General features: G+C 68.0%; 15 protein-coding genes. 4 read left to right on the top strand and 11 right to left on the bottom strand.

Annotated features, from left to right (window positions below; translation table 11 throughout):
* The first annotated feature begins 64 nt into the window (after nucleotides 1-64).
* A complete protein-coding gene (gene uvrA, locus AC07PR_RS24380; protein WP_495136847.1) occupies nucleotides 65-3073 on the top strand; it encodes an excinuclease ABC subunit UvrA in 3009 nt (1002 codons plus the stop codon).
* A gap of 166 nt (nucleotides 3074-3239) precedes the next feature.
* On the opposite strand, the gene AC07PR_RS24375 is transcribed toward uvrA, so the two are convergent.
* Nucleotides 3240-4031, bottom strand: a complete 792-nt coding sequence (locus AC07PR_RS24375) for an MHFG family PEP-CTERM protein (protein ID WP_495136846.1) — start codon at nucleotides 4029-4031, stop codon at nucleotides 3240-3242.
* A gap of 308 nt (nucleotides 4032-4339) precedes the next feature.
* Between AC07PR_RS24375 and AC07PR_RS24370 the strand changes: the two genes are divergently transcribed.
* On the top strand, nucleotides 4340-4717 hold the full coding sequence (locus tag AC07PR_RS24370; protein ID WP_495136845.1) for a response regulator: 378 nt from the start codon (nucleotides 4340-4342) through the stop codon (nucleotides 4715-4717).
* Between the two features lie 92 nt (nucleotides 4718-4809).
* On the opposite strand, the gene AC07PR_RS24365 is transcribed toward AC07PR_RS24370, so the two are convergent.
* The 9 genes from AC07PR_RS24365 to AC07PR_RS24325 all read right to left on the bottom strand — a co-directional run bounded on the left by AC07PR_RS24365 (nucleotide 4810) and on the right by AC07PR_RS24325 (nucleotide 14662).
* Nucleotides 4810-5232 carry an SWIB/MDM2 domain-containing protein gene (locus tag AC07PR_RS24365; protein ID WP_377159173.1) on the bottom strand — a complete coding sequence of 141 codons (423 nt, stop codon included), beginning with the start codon at nucleotides 5230-5232 and terminating at the stop codon, nucleotides 4810-4812.
* Nucleotides 5233-5516: 284 nt separating this feature from the next.
* On the bottom strand, nucleotides 5517-6971 hold the full coding sequence (locus AC07PR_RS24360) for a sulfite reductase subunit alpha (protein ID WP_495136844.1): 1455 nt from the start codon (nucleotides 6969-6971) through the stop codon (nucleotides 5517-5519).
* Entirely contained in the window at nucleotides 6971-8056 is a 1086-nt protein-coding gene (locus AC07PR_RS24355; protein ID WP_495136843.1) for an FAD:protein FMN transferase, read from the bottom strand. Before AC07PR_RS24355 ends, AC07PR_RS24360 begins: the two co-directional genes overlap by 1 nt.
* A complete protein-coding gene (locus tag AC07PR_RS24350; protein WP_495136842.1) occupies nucleotides 8053-8913 on the bottom strand; it encodes a DUF4198 domain-containing protein in 861 nt (286 codons plus the stop codon). Before AC07PR_RS24350 ends, AC07PR_RS24355 begins: the two co-directional genes overlap by 4 nt.
* A 44-nt stretch (nucleotides 8914-8957) precedes the next feature.
* Nucleotides 8958-9503, bottom strand: a complete 546-nt coding sequence (locus tag AC07PR_RS24345; RefSeq protein ID WP_431100710.1) for a DUF2271 domain-containing protein — start codon at nucleotides 9501-9503, stop codon at nucleotides 8958-8960.
* 127 nt (nucleotides 9504-9630) lie between these two features.
* Nucleotides 9631-10281: a PepSY-associated TM helix domain-containing protein gene (locus tag AC07PR_RS24340; RefSeq protein ID WP_483108185.1), complete on the bottom strand. Its 651-nt coding sequence runs from the start codon at nucleotides 10279-10281 to the stop codon at nucleotides 9631-9633.
* Complete coding sequence (locus AC07PR_RS24335) at nucleotides 10278-10958, bottom strand: Fe2+-dependent dioxygenase (protein ID WP_431100711.1); 681 nt, start codon at nucleotides 10956-10958, stop codon at nucleotides 10278-10280. Before AC07PR_RS24335 ends, AC07PR_RS24340 begins: the two co-directional genes overlap by 4 nt.
* Nucleotides 10959-11060: 102 nt before the next feature.
* Nucleotides 11061-13319 carry a catecholate siderophore receptor Fiu gene (locus tag AC07PR_RS24330; RefSeq protein WP_377159165.1) on the bottom strand — a complete coding sequence of 753 codons (2259 nt, stop codon included), beginning with the start codon at nucleotides 13317-13319 and terminating at the stop codon, nucleotides 11061-11063.
* 353 nt (nucleotides 13320-13672) lie between these two features.
* Nucleotides 13673-14662 (bottom strand): TerC family protein, encoded by a 990-nt coding sequence (locus AC07PR_RS24325; protein WP_495136841.1) that lies wholly within the window; start codon nucleotides 14660-14662, stop codon nucleotides 13673-13675.
* A 303-nt stretch (nucleotides 14663-14965) separates the two neighbouring features.
* Here AC07PR_RS24325 and AC07PR_RS24320 point away from each other — a divergent pair, with 303 nt between their 5' ends.
* Complete coding sequence (locus tag AC07PR_RS24320) at nucleotides 14966-15322, top strand: phage holin family protein (RefSeq protein ID WP_495136840.1); 357 nt, start codon at nucleotides 14966-14968, stop codon at nucleotides 15320-15322.
* Between the two features lie 7 nt (nucleotides 15323-15329).
* On the opposite strand, the gene AC07PR_RS24315 is transcribed toward AC07PR_RS24320, so the two are convergent.
* On the bottom strand, nucleotides 15330-16901 hold the full coding sequence (locus tag AC07PR_RS24315; RefSeq protein ID WP_495136839.1) for a M48 family metalloprotease: 1572 nt from the start codon (nucleotides 16899-16901) through the stop codon (nucleotides 15330-15332).
* A gap of 61 nt (nucleotides 16902-16962) precedes the next feature.
* Between AC07PR_RS24315 and moaC the strand changes: the two genes are divergently transcribed.
* A complete protein-coding gene (gene moaC, locus AC07PR_RS24310; RefSeq protein ID WP_495136838.1) occupies nucleotides 16963-17445 on the top strand; it encodes a cyclic pyranopterin monophosphate synthase MoaC in 483 nt (160 codons plus the stop codon).
* The last annotated feature ends 26 nt before the right edge of the window (nucleotides 17446-17471 follow it).

The raw sequence follows: 17471 nt of genomic DNA, 5'->3' as shown, positions 1-17471 counted from the left end.
CCCGGCGCGGAACCAGCCCTGGCCCTATCATGGCGAGTTCGACTCCAGCTGTCTCCCGGCCCCCATGTCCACGAAAGTCCCGCCCGCCGTCCCCGCCCCGTCCGAGCCGAGCGCCGAGCCGAAGGCGGGCGCAGAGCTGCAGTCGGGCGCCGGCCGATACCTGGGACAGGCGCTGCGACCGGTCGGCGAGACGCCGATGATCCGCGTCCGGGGCGCCCGCACCCACAACCTCAAGAACATCGACGTCGACCTGCCGCGCAACCAGCTGGTCGTCATCACCGGCCTGTCCGGCTCGGGCAAGTCCTCGCTGGCCTTCGACACGCTGTACGCCGAGGGACAGCGCCGCTACGTCGAGAGCCTGTCGGCCTACGCGCGGCAGTTCCTGCAGCTGATGGACAAGCCCGATGTCGACGTCATCGAGGGCCTGTCGCCGGCCATCTCGATCGAGCAGAAGGCCACCAGCCACAACCCGCGCTCGACCGTGGGCACGGTCACCGAGATCCACGACTACCTGCGCCTGCTCTATGCGCGCGCCGGCACGCCGTTCTGCCCCGACCATCACCTGCCGCTGGAGGCGTCGAGCGTCGGCCAGATGGTCGACGCGGTGCTGGCGATGCCGGACGAGTCGCGCCTGATGGTGCTGGCGCCGGTCGTGCGCGATCGCAAGGGCGAGTTCGTCGAGCTGTTCCAGGACCTGCAGGCGCAGGGCTACGTCCGCTTCCGCGTCGACGGCCAGACCGTCGAGGTGACCGAGCTGCCCGCGCTGAAGAAGGCCGAGAAGCACGACATCGACGTCGTCGTCGACCGCATCAAGCTGCGCCACGACAGCGCCGACACGCTGCGCCAGCGCCTGGCCGAGAGCTTCGAGGCCGCGCTGCGCCTGGCCGACGGCCGCGCGCTGGTGTTGAACATGGACAGCGGCACGGAGGCGATCTACTCCAGCAAGTTCGCGTGCCCGATCTGCAGCTACTCGCTGCCGGAACTCGAGCCGCGGCTGTTCTCGTTCAACTCCCCGGTGGGCGCGTGCCCGTCCTGCGAGGGCCTCGGCCAGGTCACCGTCTTCGATCCGGAGCGCGTCGTCGCCTTCCCCACCCTGAGTCTGGCCAGCGGCGCGGTGAAGGGCTGGGACCGGCGCAACGCCTACACCTTCTCGATGCTGGAGACGGTCGCCAAGCACTACGGCTTCGACATCGAGCTGCCGTTCGAGGACCTGCCCGAGCAGGCGCGCCAGGTCTTGCTGCAGGGCTCCGGCGAGGACGAGATCAGCTTCACCTACGAGGCCGAGGGTGCGAACGGGAAAAAGCGCAGCGTCAAGCGCGCCCACCCGTTCGAAGGCATCCTGCCCAACCTCACGCGGCGTTATCGCGAGACCGACTCGGCCGCGGTGCGCGAGGAGCTCGCGCGCTACCAGAGCGCCAAGCCCTGCCCGCAGTGCGAGGGCTCGCGGCTGCGCCGCGAAGCCCGCAACGTGCTGCTGCAACCGGCCGAAGCCGCCGAGGGCGAACGCGGCAAGCCGATCTATGAGGTCGAGCACGCGACGCTGCGCGAGGCGCTGCATTACTTCGAGGGGCTGAAGCTCAAGGGCGCCAAGGCCGAGATCGCCGACAAGGTGATCCGCGAGATCGCCTCGCGGCTGCACTTCCTCAACGACGTCGGCCTCAACTACCTGAGCCTGGACCGCAGCGCCGACACGCTGTCGGGCGGCGAGGCGCAGCGGATCCGGCTCGCGTCGCAGATCGGCTCGGGCCTGACGGGCGTGATGTACGTGCTGGACGAGCCCAGCATCGGCCTGCACCAGCGCGACAACGACCGCCTGATCGCCACGCTGCGGCGACTGCGCGACCTGGGCAACTCGGTGCTCGTCGTCGAGCACGACGAGGACGCGATCCGCGCGGCGGACCACGTGCTGGACCTCGGTCCGGGCGCGGGCGTCCACGGCGGCCGGATCATGGCGCAGGGCACGCCCGAGGAAGTCGCGGCGAATCATGAGTCCTCCACGGGTCGCTACCTGAGCGGTCTCGACCGCATCGAGGTTCCGAAGAAGCGCCATGCGCTGGCGGACAGCCCCGACCCGCGCACGCTGAAGATCGTCAACGCACGCGGCAACAACCTCAAGGGCGTGACCGCGGAGTTCCCGGTCGGGCTGCTGACCTGCGTGACGGGGGTGTCCGGTTCGGGCAAGAGCACGCTGGTCAACGACACGCTGTACGCGGCGGTCTCGCGCAAGCTCTACCAGAGCCACGCCGAGCCGGCCGAGCACGACGAGATCGAGGGCATGGAGGCCTTCGACAAGGTCATCAACGTCGACCAGTCCCCGATCGGCCGCACGCCGCGTTCGAACCCGGCGACCTACACCGGCCTCTTCACGCCGATCCGCGAGCTGTTCGCCGAGATGCCCACCGCGCGCGAGCGCGGCTACGGCGCGGGCCGCTTCAGCTTCAACGTGGCCGGCGGCCGCTGCGAGGCCTGCCAGGGCGACGGCGTGCTGAAGGTGGAGATGCACTTCCTGCCTGACGTCTACGTCCCGTGCGACACCTGCTTCGGCAAGCGCTACAACCGCGAGACGCTGGAGGTCCTCTACAAGGGCCGGAACATCTCCGAGGTGCTGGGCCTGACGGTGGAGGACGCGCTGCCCTTCTTCAGCGCGGTGCCGACGCTGGCGCGCAAGCTGCAGACGCTGATGGATGTCGGTCTGGGTTACGTGAAGCTGGGGCAGAGTGCGACGACGCTGTCGGGTGGCGAGGCGCAGCGGGTCAAGCTGGCGCTGGAGCTGTCCAAGCGCGACACCGGCCGCACGCTCTACATCCTGGACGAGCCGACGACCGGCCTGCACTTCGCGGACATTGCGCTGCTGCTGAAGGTCGTGCACCAACTGCGCGACGCGGGCAACACCATCGTGATCATTGAGCACAACCTCGACGTCATCAAGACGGCCGACTGGCTGATCGACATGGGTCCCGAAGGAGGATCGGGCGGCGGCCGCCTGCTCGTCGCAGGAACGCCCGAGGACGTTGCCGCCTGCGAGGCCAGCCACACGGGTCGTTATCTGAAGCCGCTCCTCGCCCGCGGCTGATCAACCCCCCGCACCTCGCTCCTCGCCCCACTCGATCGTTCGGATCGAGACGACCTCAGCCCCTCTTCGGAACTTAAGGAGGGAATTCACTTGCCGGTAGGCAAGTGAAGGAGGGAGATGGAGAAGAGGGGCTGAGGTCGGCTTGATCGCGCGCCGACCGGTGCAGTCAAGCGACGGTCTTGCGCTTCACCGCGAATGCCAGCGCGCCCAGTCCCAACGCGAAGAGCAGCCACGTCTGCGGCTCCGGCACACCGGGCACCACGGGCAGCGTGCCGCCATTGCCACCGCTGTTCTGCGGGATCTGCGGCAACGTGATGATGCCGGGGCTGCCACCCGCAGGGGGCGCTGCGCCGCCGCTCAGTCCGCCGCTGCTGCTGCCCGGCGTGGTGGGCGCGAGCAGGCTGGTATCGGACGTCGCTGTTGGCGGCAGCGCTGCCGTCCGCGAGAAGCTGCCCGGATCGCCCGCGCCTTCGGCGGCACCGGCCGCCGGCGGTTCGAACATCAGCGGCCCTTCCTCGTTCTTCGCCGTCTGCGCGCCGCCCGCGGCGGGCTTGAGCTGGCCGCGCGAGATGCGGCTCACATTGCGGCAGACCGTCGGCACCAGGATGCACTGACCGTCCTCGCAATACACGAGGCCGCGTTCCAGCGTCTGCTCGGTCCACTTGCCGCGCGTGACGGTCTTGCAGACCGATCCGGCGCCGAAGTGCATGTCGCGGATCTCCGCACCGTAGTCGTAGCGGCCGACGATGCTGTCGCGATGGATGTCGACGATCTCGTCGTACTGACGCGCCGCCATGCGGGTCTTCAGCTTGGCGCGCGTGGCCGCCGGGATGTCCTTGTACCGGTCCACGGCCGCGACGAGATCCCCCATGAACGGGTTCACGCCGGGTCGATCCCAGGAACAGTTCGGCAGCGTCACCGTGGACGCGGCCAACGCGAATGCGGCCACCAACGACATGACTGATCTCTTTATTCGGCGGCCGCCTCCGTGAGAACACCTCGTCGGGGTCAGGCCTTGCCGGCAGTCTTTCCTGTATCCATCCGTGCGCTTGAATCACGGGATGTGACAGGAATTGGTCGGGAGTGTAGGGAGCGAAACCCCGTCGCTACGGGCCGTCCCCCTCAGCCGGGGGTGTGGTCGCGCGTGGTTTTTGTCACACTGCTCTCGCAGTTCGCACACCCAGGGTAAAAGCACCGGCGGCATGGACAACGCTGCCCTCTCGGAGATTCGCTGTTATCGTGCCGTGTCCCCTGCCAGCCACCGCCATGTCGTCCCCCACCGCCGCCCGTCACGTCCTCTACGTCGAGGACGACCGCATCAACATCGTGCTGATGGAAGAGGTGTTCCGTCTGATGCCCGGCTGGACCCTGGACATCGCCGAGACCGGCGCGCAGGCGATGGACGCGCTGTCGCGCGTCACGCCCTCGCTGGTGCTGATGGACATGAACCTGCCCGACATGAACGGCCTGGAGTTGATGGCCCTGGTCCGGGCCCAGCCGCAACTTGCTCAGCTGCGCTGCATCGCGCTCTCCGCCGACGTGATGGACGACCAACGCCAGCGCGCGCGTGCCGCGGGCTTCCAGGATTACTGGCTCAAGCCGATCGACGTGCGCCAGTTGCGCGCGGCCCTTGAACGGCTCTGAGCCGCGCTGAGCGCGGCCGACCGGCGGACGTAAAAAAGCCCGCGCGAGGCGGGCCTTGTCCGGAATGCGGCGGGGTCTCGCGACCCCTCCGCTCAATCCTTCAGGTGGCTGTTGATCAGTCGGGTCATCTCGAACATGTCGGCCTTGGCCTTGCCGAAGATTTCCTTCAGCTTGGCATCGGCGTTGATGACGCGCTTCTGCGCAGCGTCCTGCAGGTTGTGCTTCTTGATGTATTCCCAGACCTTCTTCACCACGTCGGTTCGCGGCAGCGGCTTGTCGCCGACGATCGCGGCCAGCGCGGGGCTGGGGGTCAGGGCCTTCATGAAGGCGGCGTTGGGGGTGCGCTTCTTCGCGGGAGCAGCAGCCTTCTTCGCAGGGGCTGCCGCCTTCGTCGCGGGCGCGGCCTTCTTCGCCGGAGCCGCCTTCTTCGCGGGAGCGGCGGCCTTCTTCGCCGGAGCCGCCTTCTTGGCCGGTGCCGCCTTCTTGGCGGGCGCAGCCTTCTTCGCAGTTGCCATTTCGATTCTCTCCATCAAGGGTTGTTGATGTGCCGGGCCCTGGTGAAGGTCTGACGCCTTCGGTACTCGATGGCACCCTGCGCGGGCAATGGTACTGCGCACCTCTGTCATTGAGAAGGCTTTACCGGGGGGGGAAACGGCCTCGAAGTCAACGTCGCGGCCTGTGTTTGTCGCAGCCGCGCATCAATCTCCGCGTGTCCTACGCGCGCCGCACGTCTTCACCTACGGGGTTCCCCGTGGTCATCGCGCCGCGCGCATCGGCGTCCGCATCCAGGTCGGCGCGCTCAGTAGACGTCGCGACGGTAGCGGCCATCGCGGATGAGGGCGTCGACATCGGCCTCGCCGAGCGTCTCGCGCAACACCGCGTCGACCGCGCCGGCCATGCCTTGCAGGCTGCCGCAGACGTAGAACGCGGCGCCGTCGGCGACCCATTCGCGCAGCTGCTGCGCGTGCCGCGCGAGCAGATGCTGCACATGCACGCGCTCGGTCTGGTCGCGCGAGAAGGCCCAGTCCGCCTGCGCGATCAGGCGGTCGCGCTGCCAGGCCTCGATCTCATCGCGGTAGTGCGCGTCGTGCGCCGACTGGCGTTCACCGAAGAGCAGCCAGACCGGTGCGTGCGCCTTGTCGTGATCGACGGGCCGGCCGGCGGGGTTCGTCGTGTCCATGCGGGTCGCCGCGCGCGCCTTCAGGTGCGCGCGCAGTCCCGCCAGTCCGGTGCCGTTGCCGACGAGGATCAACTTGCGATCGGCGTTCGCACCGATGCGGAAGCTCGCGTGCGAGCGCAGGCGCATCGCCACGGTGCCTTCGAGCGGCAGCCCTCCGGTCAGCCACCCCGACGCGAGTCCGGGCGTGCCGTCCTCGCGCGCGGTGCGTCGGACCATCAGCTCGACGCGCCCGTCCGAGGGGAGCGAGGAGATCGTGTACTCGCGCGGCCGCTGCGCGTCGTGGTCGGCGTCGTCGGTGCCATCGGCCACGACGCTCACCTGCACGAGATCGCCCGCCTCCCAGCCCGGCAGCGGCGAGCCGTCCGCCGGTGTCAGTTCCAGATGGAACACCGGGCCGCCCAGGCTGCCCGGATTCAGATGTCGCCGCGCGCGCAGACGCCACGGCGTGAAGACCGGCATCTCCCATTCGGCGAGATCGGCGGTGCCGGCGAAGTGACTGAGCCGTTGGCGCCAAGAGGCGAGCGCGTGTTCGTTGGCGCGGTCGGCCTCGATGCGATCGAACATCGGACGCGCGCCGCGCTCGTGCAACCAGGCATCGAGCGCGCGGCCGAAGCCGCAGAAATGCGCGTAGGTCGAGTCGCCCAACGCCAGCACGCCGACTTCCAGCGAGGACAGATCCAGGCCGCTCCCCTCCGCCGCCATCAGGTCGCGCGCGAATGGCGCCGCGCTGTCCGGCGCGTCGCCTTCGCCGTAGGTGCTGGCGATGAACAGCGCATGTCGCGCGCCGCGCAAGGCCTCCTGATCGATCTCGCCGAGCGCTGCCACGCGCACCGGCATGCCAGCCAGGTGCAGCGCCTTGGCGGTCTGCCAGGCGATCTCCTCGGCCTGACCGGTCTGGCTCGCGTGCAGCACCAGCACCGGCGGTCCCGCGTCGGCGGCGGGCAGCAGCGCGGCGGCGGCGTCGGCGGCCTGGCGCAGTCGGCGGCGATGACGCCACCAGACCGCGGCGCACATCGGCAGATAGAGCGCGATCAGCAGCAGCGCCACCGCGGGTCGGGACAGGATCGGAGCCATCAGAGCATCAGCGCGCGCATCGCGGTGGAGAAGCGCTCCTCGAAGCCGCCGCCTTCAGCCGACGCGCGACGCCGCACCAGCAGCGCAGCCAGTCCGAGTCGCTCCGCCAAGGCGAGGCCGTCATCCGGCCCGAGCACCATCAGCGCCGTCGACCAGCCGTCGGCCCACATCGCGCTGTCGTGCAGGACCGTGACCGATGCCAGGCCGTGCTCGATCGGCCGCCGGGTGCGCGGATCGATGGTGTGGGAACGTCGCGGTCCGCCGGCCTCCTCGAAGAACTTCCGGTAGTCGCCGGACGTCGCGACCGACAGTCCGTGCAGCGCGATGCGCACCGGCGCCAGGCCGCAATCGGCGGACGGCGGCTCCAGGTCGACCCACCAGGGCTGCCCCTCGGGCTTGAGCCCGGCCCCGCGGAGTTCACCGCCGATCTCGACGAGGTGGTCCGGCATGCCGAGTGCCGTCAGGACTGCGGACACGCGGTCGACCGCGAAGCCCTTGGCGATCGCCGACAGGTCCAGCGTCGCCTCGCCCGGTTGGATGAGCACGTGCCGCGTGCCGTCCCATGGCAGCGATTGCCAGCCGCAATGGACGCGTTCGCAGGCCTCGGGCGTCGGCGCATGGAAGTCGGGCGCATCGTGGCGCGGCGCGCGCGCGGTCTCGCCCGAGGGGCCGAAGCCCCACAGCGCGACGAGCGCGCCGGCGGTCGGGTCATAGGCGCCGTCGCTCTCGGCCGCGATGCGCAGCGCCGCGTCGACGACGGTGGCGAAACCTTCGGGCAAGGGGAACGCGGTGCCCGCTGCGGCGCCATTGAAACGGCTGAGGTCCGAGCTCGCGTCCCAACTGCTCATCTGCGCGATGACCTCGTCGCAGGCGTGGACGACCGCCGCCTCGATCGCGGCGAGGCGAAGTCCCGACGGACCGATGAATCGCACGGACCAGGTCGTCCCCATCGTCTCGCCGGCGAGCGCATGCACGGCCTGGCCGAGCGCCGGCGGCTCGCCATCGATGCGCAGCGGGACGAGAACGCGGGGCTCGGGCGCGATGCCCGCGCCGCGCGTCGCCATCGTCCCGCTGGTCGCGCTCACTTCGGCAACACCTCGAAGGTGGCGCTCACGCTGGCGCGCTGCACCGGCGCTTCGCGCGTGCCGGTGGGCGCGTTCGGGCCGCGCGCCGGACCAGTGCTGGCGCCGATGAAGTAGCGGCCCGGCTCCGTCCATTCAACGGTGAACTCGCCCTTCGCATCGGACTTGAGTTCGACCTCGCCGAACTTGTAGCGATAGCGGTTGCCTTCGCGGATCAGCTTGAGCTGCACGTCGGCGGCCGGCTTGCCGTCCAGCACCAGACGGAACTTCGTCTTGTCGCCGTGGCTCAGGTCGGTGACCGGGCCCAGCGGCAGCAGCTCCAGGCCGTCGCCCTCGGGCTTGAAGTCGACCTTGCCGGCCTCTTCCTTGCTGACGAAGGTCTGCTGGCGATTGCTCATCACCGTCAGCGCGGTGACCTCGGCATCGGCCGGCACGTCCTTGGCGAAGCTTTCCTTGGTGCCCCGGAAGCGCCTGGTCTCGCCGCCCTGCTTGTACGCGCCCATCAGCGACTGGCTGACGTTGCTGATGCGCCAGGTGCCGTCCTGCGTCAGCTTCACGTCGAAGCTCTCGCGATGGCGGGCGGCGCTGCGGTTCTCGGCCTCGACGGTCTTGCCATCGGGCGCGGTGACGCGCACGGTCTCCAGCTTGAGCGCGCGCTCGAAGTTGAAGAGGTCTTCCGAGACGGCGGCGTCGAACGATGCCACCGGCTCCTTGCCGTCGAAGGCCGCCTTGTTGGGCAGCAGCCAGGTCATGTGCGCGTGCGCGGTCAGCGGGAGCAGCGCGGCGATGGCCAGCGCGACGGGAGCGACGCGTGTCGCCATGCGGGTACCGATCAGCGAAGCGATCGAAGTCTTCATCATGGTGAGTTCCTCCGTGTCTTGTCGTGGAGCCTGTCGCGGCGTGATCAGGGCTTGACCGTCAGTTCCAGCGCGCCGAGCTCGTGCTCGCCCTGCGCCTTGGCCGTCGCGGCGGCCTTGACCGGCCAGGTCAGCGGCAGGCGCTGCACTTCACGACCACCGGCTTCGCGGCTCGATTCGACGACGACTTCGTACTTGCCCGGAGGCAGCGCGGCGAGCGCGGCACTCGTGTCCAGCGAGATCGCGTGCTCGCCCGGCGCGCGCGTGGCGGCGGTGACGCCGTCGGCAGGCACCGTGAGATTGCGGCCGCCCTGGCGCCACCACTGGCGCATGTCCTTGAGCCACTTGGTGCCGGCGTTGTTCTGCTTCTTGGTGTCGTACCAGACCGCCAGCTGCGCGACCGCCGGGCCGGACTCGCCGGCCTTCTCGACCCACACGGCGATGTAGGGGCGGTGGTATTCGGCGACGTTCAGGCGCGGCACTTCCAGCTTGAGCTGGACGGTGGCGGCCCAGGCGGACGAGCCGACGGCCAGGGTGCCCAGCGTGCCGAGGGCACCGATCTGGAGGAGGGTACGACTTGCGGAGCGATTCATGGTCGAGTCTCGGTTGAAGGTGGGGAGGTCCTGGCGGCGGCTCGGAGCGGAGAAGAAGAGGAAGCGGCGAGAAAACTGGAAGACGACCACCGCGCCGTCGGAGCGGCGCGTGTCGGTCGTCGGACGGTCAATGGATCAGCAACAGCGCCAGCAGCGCGGGAATCACGAGCCCCAGGCCGACGAGGGGCCAGGTGCTGGGTCGGCTGACCGCGTGGAACTTCAGGATCAGCAGCCCGGTGATCGAGAACAGCAGGCAGGCGACGGCAAAGATGTCGATGAACCAGCTCCAGGCCACACCGGTGTGGCGGCCCTTGTGCAGGTCGTTGAGGTAGGAGATCCAGCCGCGGTCGGTGTCCTCGAACTCGACCTCGCCGCTGTCGCGCGCGATGCGGACCCAGGCATCGCCCCCGGGGCGCGGCATCGCGAGGTAGATCTCATCGCGGTTCCACTCGGCCTCGCGGCCGTCGATCGCGCGGCCCAGTTCCTTGGCCAGCCACGTGCGCACCGAGGCGGGCACCGGGGCCTTGCTGTCGGCTTCGTCGGCGGACTTCGGTTTCAGTGGCGCGGCCAGCTCGACCGGCAATTGCGCGGTCTTGCTGACGATGGCCGGCTTGGACTCGATGTCGGCGGCGTGGTTCAGCGTGATGCCGGTGACGGCGAACAGGATCATGCCGATCAGGCAGATCGCGGAGCTGATCCAGTGCCACTGGTGCAGCTGCTTCAGCCAGCCGGACCGCTTCGCGTGGCTGCCGGGATTCGCACTCTTGGGTCCGTTCATGTCTCGGCCCAGAGGCGCAGCAGGTTGTGATAGTGGCCGGTGAGCGCGGTGGTCTCGGCATCGTCGCCGAGTCGGCCGCGCAGCTTCTGGATGGTCTGGTCGAGTTCGAACAGCATCGCGCGCTGCCAGTCCTGGCGGATCAGGCTCTGCGTCCAGAAGAACGAGCAGATGCGCGCGCCGCGCGTCACCGGCGTCACGCGATGCAGGCTGGTGCTCGCGTAGACGATGAGGTCGCCCGCGGGCAGCTTCACCTCGTGCGTGCCGTAGGTGTCGACGACCTCGAGCTCGCCGCCGTCGTACTCGTCGGGCTCGCTCAGGAAGAGGGTCGAGGACACGTCGCTGCGCAGCGGCTGGTCGGTGCCCTGCTGGCGCATGATCGCGCCGTCGACGTGGAAGCCGTAATGCTCGCCGCCCTCGTAGCGGTTGAACAGCGGCGACAGCGTGCGCAGCGGCAGCGCCGCCGAGATGAACAGCGGATGCCGCGCCAGCACCTCCCGGATGTGCGCGCCGATCTCGCGCGCGGCCGGATGCTCGACCGGCAACTGCCGGTTCTGCTTGACCTTCGCGCCCTGCTCGCCGACGGTGGCGCGGCCGTCGGTCCAGTCCGCGGCGTCCAGGAGCTTGCGCATCTCGCGCACGTCCTGCTTGCTGAGCACTTCGGGGATGTGAAGAAGCATGTCCGGATCGAATCAATTCAGGAGGCCGGGACGGACGGCGGCCCGCCCCTGCCAGGACAGGGACGGGCCGGTCGTACGCTACCTCAAACGGTCAGGCCCGGCTCAGAAGCCGATGTTGGCCATCAGCGTCACGGCACGCGGAGCGCCCAGCACCAGGCGGCTGCCGCCGTTGTTCAGCGAGGACATGTATTCCTTGTCGAACAGGTTGGTGACGTTCAGCTGCAGGCTGAGGTTCTTGTTGACGCGGTAGGCGCCCATCACGTCCACCACGGTGTAGGCCGGCAGCGTCGACAGGCCGTTCGACGGCGTCGCGGCCACGGTCACGACACGCTTCTGGTCCGCCGTGTGGCGCACACCGCCGCCGATGGTGAAGTCGTTCCACTGGTACGAGTTCCACAGCGTGGCGGACCACTTCGGCGTCCAACGCACGCCGTCGGTGACGGTCTGCACGCCGGTGGTCGCGTTGACGCTGCGCTGATTCAGCGCCTTGGCATCCATGGTCTGGACGCCGGCGGTGATCTGCCAGAAGTTGGTGATCTGGCCGACCGCGGCCAGCTCGATCCCCTGCACGCGGGTCTTGCCCCCCTGCGTCGCGACGTTGGTCACCGAGTCCACGCTGACCTGGCCGTCGTTCTCGCTGCGGTACAGCGCGGCAGTCAGGTTCAGACGCTTGTTCAGCAGGTCCCACTTCGTGCCGATCTCGTAGTTCTTCGCTTCCTGCGCATCGGCGGCCGTCGAGTTCTGACCCGAGGCGGCGAGCGTCGAGTTGGCACCGCCCGGAGGGGTCAGCGAATTGGCGGCGGCGGCATAGACCGTGCCGTTCTCGGCCAGCTTGTACAGCGCGGCAACGTTCCAGCTGGTGACCCACTTGCCGGTGTCCAGGGCGCCGGTGGCGACGCTGGCGTACTTCACCTTGTAGTGCTCGGTGCGCAGGCCCGCGGTCAGCTTCAGCGCGTCGGTCACCGAGATCGTGTCCAGCGCGTAGATCGCGGTGGTGGTCGTGCTGCCCGAGGTGTCGCCGGCCACGTTGCGGGTGGAGCCGCCGAGGTCGACGTTCGGGTTCGGGTTGTACAGGTTGGCGGGCGTCGCGGCGGCGGCGGTGAAGGCGCGGTTGTCCTGGCTCTCGTACATCAGCTCGATGCCGGTCGACAGGTCATGCTTGATGCCCCCGGTCGACAGCGTCGTGTTGATGCTGGTCTGGTTGGCGAGGATCTCGTTCGTCTGGTTGACGCGCTGACGTGAACGGCTCAGCGTCCACGTGCTGCGGTCGGCCGGGTTCACCGCGACGATCGTGTTGATGCCGGTGACCATGCGGTCCATGTACGTGCGGCCGTAGCGCGAGATGTTGCGCACCGTCATCTGGTTGCCGATGTCCATCTCCAGCTTGGCGGTGACCATGTCCGCCTTGACGTCCTCATAGTCGTGGACGCTGCCGTAGAAATTCTTGCTGTCGATCTTCGGGGCCGCCATCAACGCGGCCGCCTGGGCGGGGGTCACCGTCGCGGAGGACACCGCCGTATAACCGGGCCAGCCGATCGTGGGGATGCCGCCGTCCGGGCGATTGTTCTGACGCAGATGCTGCGAGTACAGGAAGAAGCGGGTCGGCGTGTTCAGGCCGAAGGCGATCGAGGGGGCGATGCCGTAGTTCTTGCGCTTGACCTCGTCGCGACCCGGGACGCCGTAGTCCTGCCACACCGCGTTCAGGCGCACGGCGCTGTTGTCGAAGATCTTCTGGTTGACGTCGACCGAGGCGCGCTTGCGGCTCGCGTCGCCGATGGTCACCGACCCGTCGATCGAGTTCTCGACTTGCGGCAGCTTGCTGATCAGGTTGATGTAGCCGGCGCTCGCGGCACGGCCGGTGTCGGCGCCCGCCGGGCCCTTCACGACTTCGATCTGTTCGATGTTGAACACGTCGCGGGTCACCGCGCCGAGGTCGCGGATGCCGTCGACGAAGGTCGAGGTGCTGGCCGAGAAGCCGCGCATCTGGAAGGTGTCGCCGGCGGAGGTGTTGCCGTTCTCACCCAGCTGCATCGTGATGCCCGGGGTGTTCTGCAGCGCCTCGATCAGGGAGACGGCGCCTTGTTCGCGCAGCACTTCCTTCTTGATCACCGAGATGGTCTTGGGCGTTTCCAGCAGCGGCTGGGTCAGCTTCGAGGACGCGCTCTTGTCGGCCTTGTAGTCGGACTGCGCGGTGCCCTCGACCTTCACCTGCGGCAGGTAGGGCGCGGCAGCGGCGGAGGCGGTCGAGGCGTCGGCGGGAGCCGGGGTGTCAGCAGCGTGGGCCAGCGGGAGGGTCAGGGAGGCTGCCAGCGCGGCCAGCGGGGCCACCGCGTGCTTGCGGCTCTTGATGTAGCGGGACATGGAATCGAGCTCCGAGGGAAAAGTTCTTGTAGGAATCGGCTCGGCTGGCTGCGCGTGCTGGCGGCGTCGTCCCGGCGCTTCACGGCGCACGTGGCGGGCCTCCTCCCTGATCGCGTCTGGCTGGCGGTGGCGAGTGATTGAGAGCGGTTGGGCTCAAAAGCCGCAAATGCTAAGCATTCTCATTTGACTGTGTCAAAGAATTGCTGTTCCGCGGTCATTCCGCGTGGCGAACGCGCGACGCCCCTGTTTCTGTTCTGTAAAGCAAAAACCCGCGGGACGCTGGCGCGTCGCGCGGGTTTCAAGGGGCAATGAACGCTGGACCCGGCATTCGCCCGGATCCGGTCAGCCCGGCGTCAGTCGGCCGCCTTCTGGGGCTCGTCCGAATGGCGTGCCGGCAGCTTGGGCGCGGTGCGCAGGCTCCAGACCATGGTGATGGCCAGGATCGCCACCACCACGCCCAGTGACAGCAGCACGGGGATCTTGATCACGTCGATCAGCATCATCTTCGCGCCGATGAACACCAGCACCACCGCCAGGCCATAGCTGAGCAGGTGGAACTTGGACGCCATCGCCGCCAGCAGGAAGTACATCGCGCGCAGACCCAGGATCGCGAAGATGTTGGAGCTCAGCACAATGAACGGATCGTCGGTGATCGCGAAGATCGCCGGGATCGAGTCCACCGCGAAGATCACGTCAGTCATGCCCACCAGCGCGATCACCAGCAGCATCGGCGTGGCGATCCGTTTGCCGTTCTCGAGCGTGAAGAAGCGTTCCCCGTCGAAGTTCTTGCTGACCGGCAGCACACGTCGCAGCAGCTTCAGCGCGGGGTTGTCCTCGAGGTCGGGCTCCTTGCCGGCCGCCCACCACATCTTGATGCCGGTGATCAGCAGGAAGGCGCCGAAGAGATAGAGGATCCAGTGGAACTGCGCGATCAGCCAGCCACCCACGAGGATCATCACCGTGCGCAGCACGATGGCGCCGATGATGCCCATCATGAGCACCCGCTTCTGGTAGGCCGAGGGCACCGCGAAGTAGGTGAAGATCATCAGGAAGACGAAGATGTTGTCGACCGCCAGCGACTTCTCGATGAGGTAGCCGGTGATGAACTCCAGCGCCTTCGTGTTGGCGAGTTCCGTGCTGCCGGTGCCGTCGCGTACGGCCCACCAGAGCAGGCCCATGAAGGCGACGCTCAGCGCCACCCACACCAGCGACCAGTTGATCGCCTCCTTGACGCCCACGTCGTGCGCGCCCTGCTTGCGCAGGACGACGAAGTCCAGGATCAGGGACACCACGACGATGCCGACGAATACCACCCACAGCCACATGGGGACGATCGTGCTCATGAGAGCTCCTTGCAAGAAGCGGACGGCGGGCAAGCGCCGTCCCGGTTTCAACGACAACATGCCGCCAGGGGGGGCACGTTGAGGCCGAAGGGTCTTGCAAGGCTGATGCGGCTCGGGGTCTGACGACCTCTCGAATCCAGCATCAGGTGCAGGGCCCGGCTGCCTTCACGGCAACGTCTTGACGGGCGTCTGCCGCGGCCTGCGCCGCGCGGCTACTCCCCCTTCGGAAGGTTCGGATTATCCTTCACTTTTAAAACTTCAACTTCGTATTTTCCTGATGATCGATACCGGTATGCTGAGCATATGAAAACGCTGACCCGCTGGTTGCTGCTGGCCGCCGCACTGCTGCTGGTGGCGCACCTTTATCCTGGCGTCCAGGTGAAGGGCTTCGTCACCGCGCTGATCGCGGCCTTCGTGCTGGGCCTGTTCAACACCGTCCTGCGGCCGGTGCTGGTGCTGCTCACGCTCCCGGTCACGCTGTTGACGCTGGGGTTGTTCCTGTTCGTCATCAACGCGCTGCTGTTCTGGGCAACGGCCAGCGTGCTGGACGGCTTCACCGTCGCGGGCTTCCGCGCAGCCTTGATCGGCTCGCTGATCTACTCGCTGTGCGGGATGGCCATCGACGTGCTGATCGAACGCCTGTTCCCGGACAGCGAGTAACGCCCGATCAGGGCTCAGCGCCTGGCGGAACGCCGCGCGGATACATCTCCATGAGCATCTGGCGACGTTCGTAGCGCAGGTCCCGCAGGCGCGAGTCGATCACCGAGGCTTCGAACTGGTCGGCCGATCTCGCCCGACCTTGCCGTTCCGCGGAGGCGAGCCGGTCGATCGCGCCAGTGATGTCCCCAAGCGCCGCCCGCGTCTCCCCCTGCGCCCGCAACGAGCGCAGCGGTTGGCCGAGTTGCTGCCACAAGGTCCCGCTTTCCTGCCAGGCCAGAGCGTCCTGGGCATGCAGGGCGAGGTGGGTCTGGAGGGCCTCGGCGGCTTCGCGCTTCACCTCCGGCCGCGGATCCGCCTGCGCGAGGTCTGCACGGATCATCAGCATCGGACGCGAGCGTTCGTTCTTCAATGGCTCCAGTGCCGCGAAGCCGGCTTCGGGCTTGCCTCGTGCCACTTCCAGCTCGGCATGCGCGTACACGAGCAGGCGCTTCGCGCCCGGGTCTGCGCCGAGCAGACCAGCCAAGGCATCGGCCGTCTTCAAGGTGGCTTCGGCGCGCGAGAAGTCACGCAGCTTGATCGACGCGAGCGCGCTCGTGTATCGGGCGGCCAACTGGTCGATGTTCTTCTCTCCGGCTCTCGATCCGGCGTCCAGGCCCTGGAGCACCCGCCAAGGGTCGGTCCGCTGGTCCATCAACACCTTCGCACGTGCCGCCATCAAGGCGTGCTCCGGAGTTCCGACCAGCTTGGCTTGAGTGCTCGTGCCGAGTCGGGCCTTCGCTTCGCCAATGCGTTCGCTGGTCAACGGGTGGCTGCGCAGGTAGGGGTACTGCCCCGAATCCATCAGGTGATAAGCCTGCTCCATGCGCTCGAACATGCTAGCCATGCCGGCCGGCTGGTAGCCGGCCTGCGTCATGACCTGGAAGCCGACGCGGTCAGCCTCGCGCTCCATGTCGCGCGAGAAGTTCAATTGCGCCTGTGCAGCGGCCGCCTGGCTGCCGACGATCACCGCCTGAGCGCCGTCCATGCTGCGAGCCTTCGCCGCAGCCAGGATGCCGAGAAGCAGACCCACCGTGGCGAGCGCGCTGGTGCGGGAGTCTCCGACGATGCTGCGCGCGATGTGGCGTTGAGTGATGTGCGACAACTCATGGCCCATCACCGACGCCATCTCGTCGCGCGCCCCGGTCATCGCGATCAGGCCCAGGTGGATCCCCACGTAGCCGCCCGGCAGCGCGAACGCGTTCACCGACCGGTCGCGGACCAGGAAGAGCTCCCAGGCGAAGCGATCGCTGGTGTCATCGCTGATGTTGCCGAGCCGACGCGCGGCATCCACCAGCGGCTGCCAGGTGTTCTGCGCGTACTCGAGCAGCAGCGGATCGTCGAGGTAGTCCGGGTCCGGACGGATCTGCCGCATGACCTGATCGCCGAGCTTCTTCTCTGCGCTGATGCTGACGTCGGCCGACACCGAGTCGCCCAAGGCCGGCAGGTTCACCTGCGCGATGGCGCCCTGGCCAAGCAGCGACGCGCTGAGCAGCGCCGCCAGGCAACGCCGGGTGAAGGGAATGGGGTTCGTTCGCTTCAAGGGATCTCCAGGGCGGGAACTATGATGACGCCTCTTCGGTTTCGCGATTGTTGCCGCGCTCATGAGCTCGCCTCTGACCCATTTTGACGCCAACGGACAAGCCCACATGGTGGACGTCTCCGGCAAGGATGTCACGCACCGTGTGGCCCGGGCCGCCGGTCGCATCCGGATGAAGGCTGAGACACTGGCGCTGATCCGCAATGGAAATGCCAGGAAGGGCGATGTGATCGGTGTCGCACGCATCGCGGCCATCCAGGCCGCCAAGCGAACTTCGGATCTGATCCCGCTCTGCCATCCGCTGCCGATTACACGAGTCACGGTCGAGTTCGAGCTGGATGAGCCATCGAGCGCGGTGATCTGCACGGCGCAGGTGGAGACGCTCGGACGCACCGGCGTGGAGATGGAGGCGCTGACAGCCGTTCAGGTCGGTCTGCTCACCGTTTACGACATGTGCAAGGCCGCCGACAGAGGCATGGTGATGGAGCAGATCCGCGTGCTGGAGAAGCAGGGCGGAAAGTCGGGCGACTGGCACGCTGAGGTCTGAGCGCGTCGGTCACCCGACCGATCTCG

It is taken from the genome of Roseateles sp. GW821-FHT09H11 (assembly GCF_059415845.1).
Note: the sequence above shows the minus strand (reverse complement) of the source record. Positions and strands in the feature narration are given on the sequence as shown.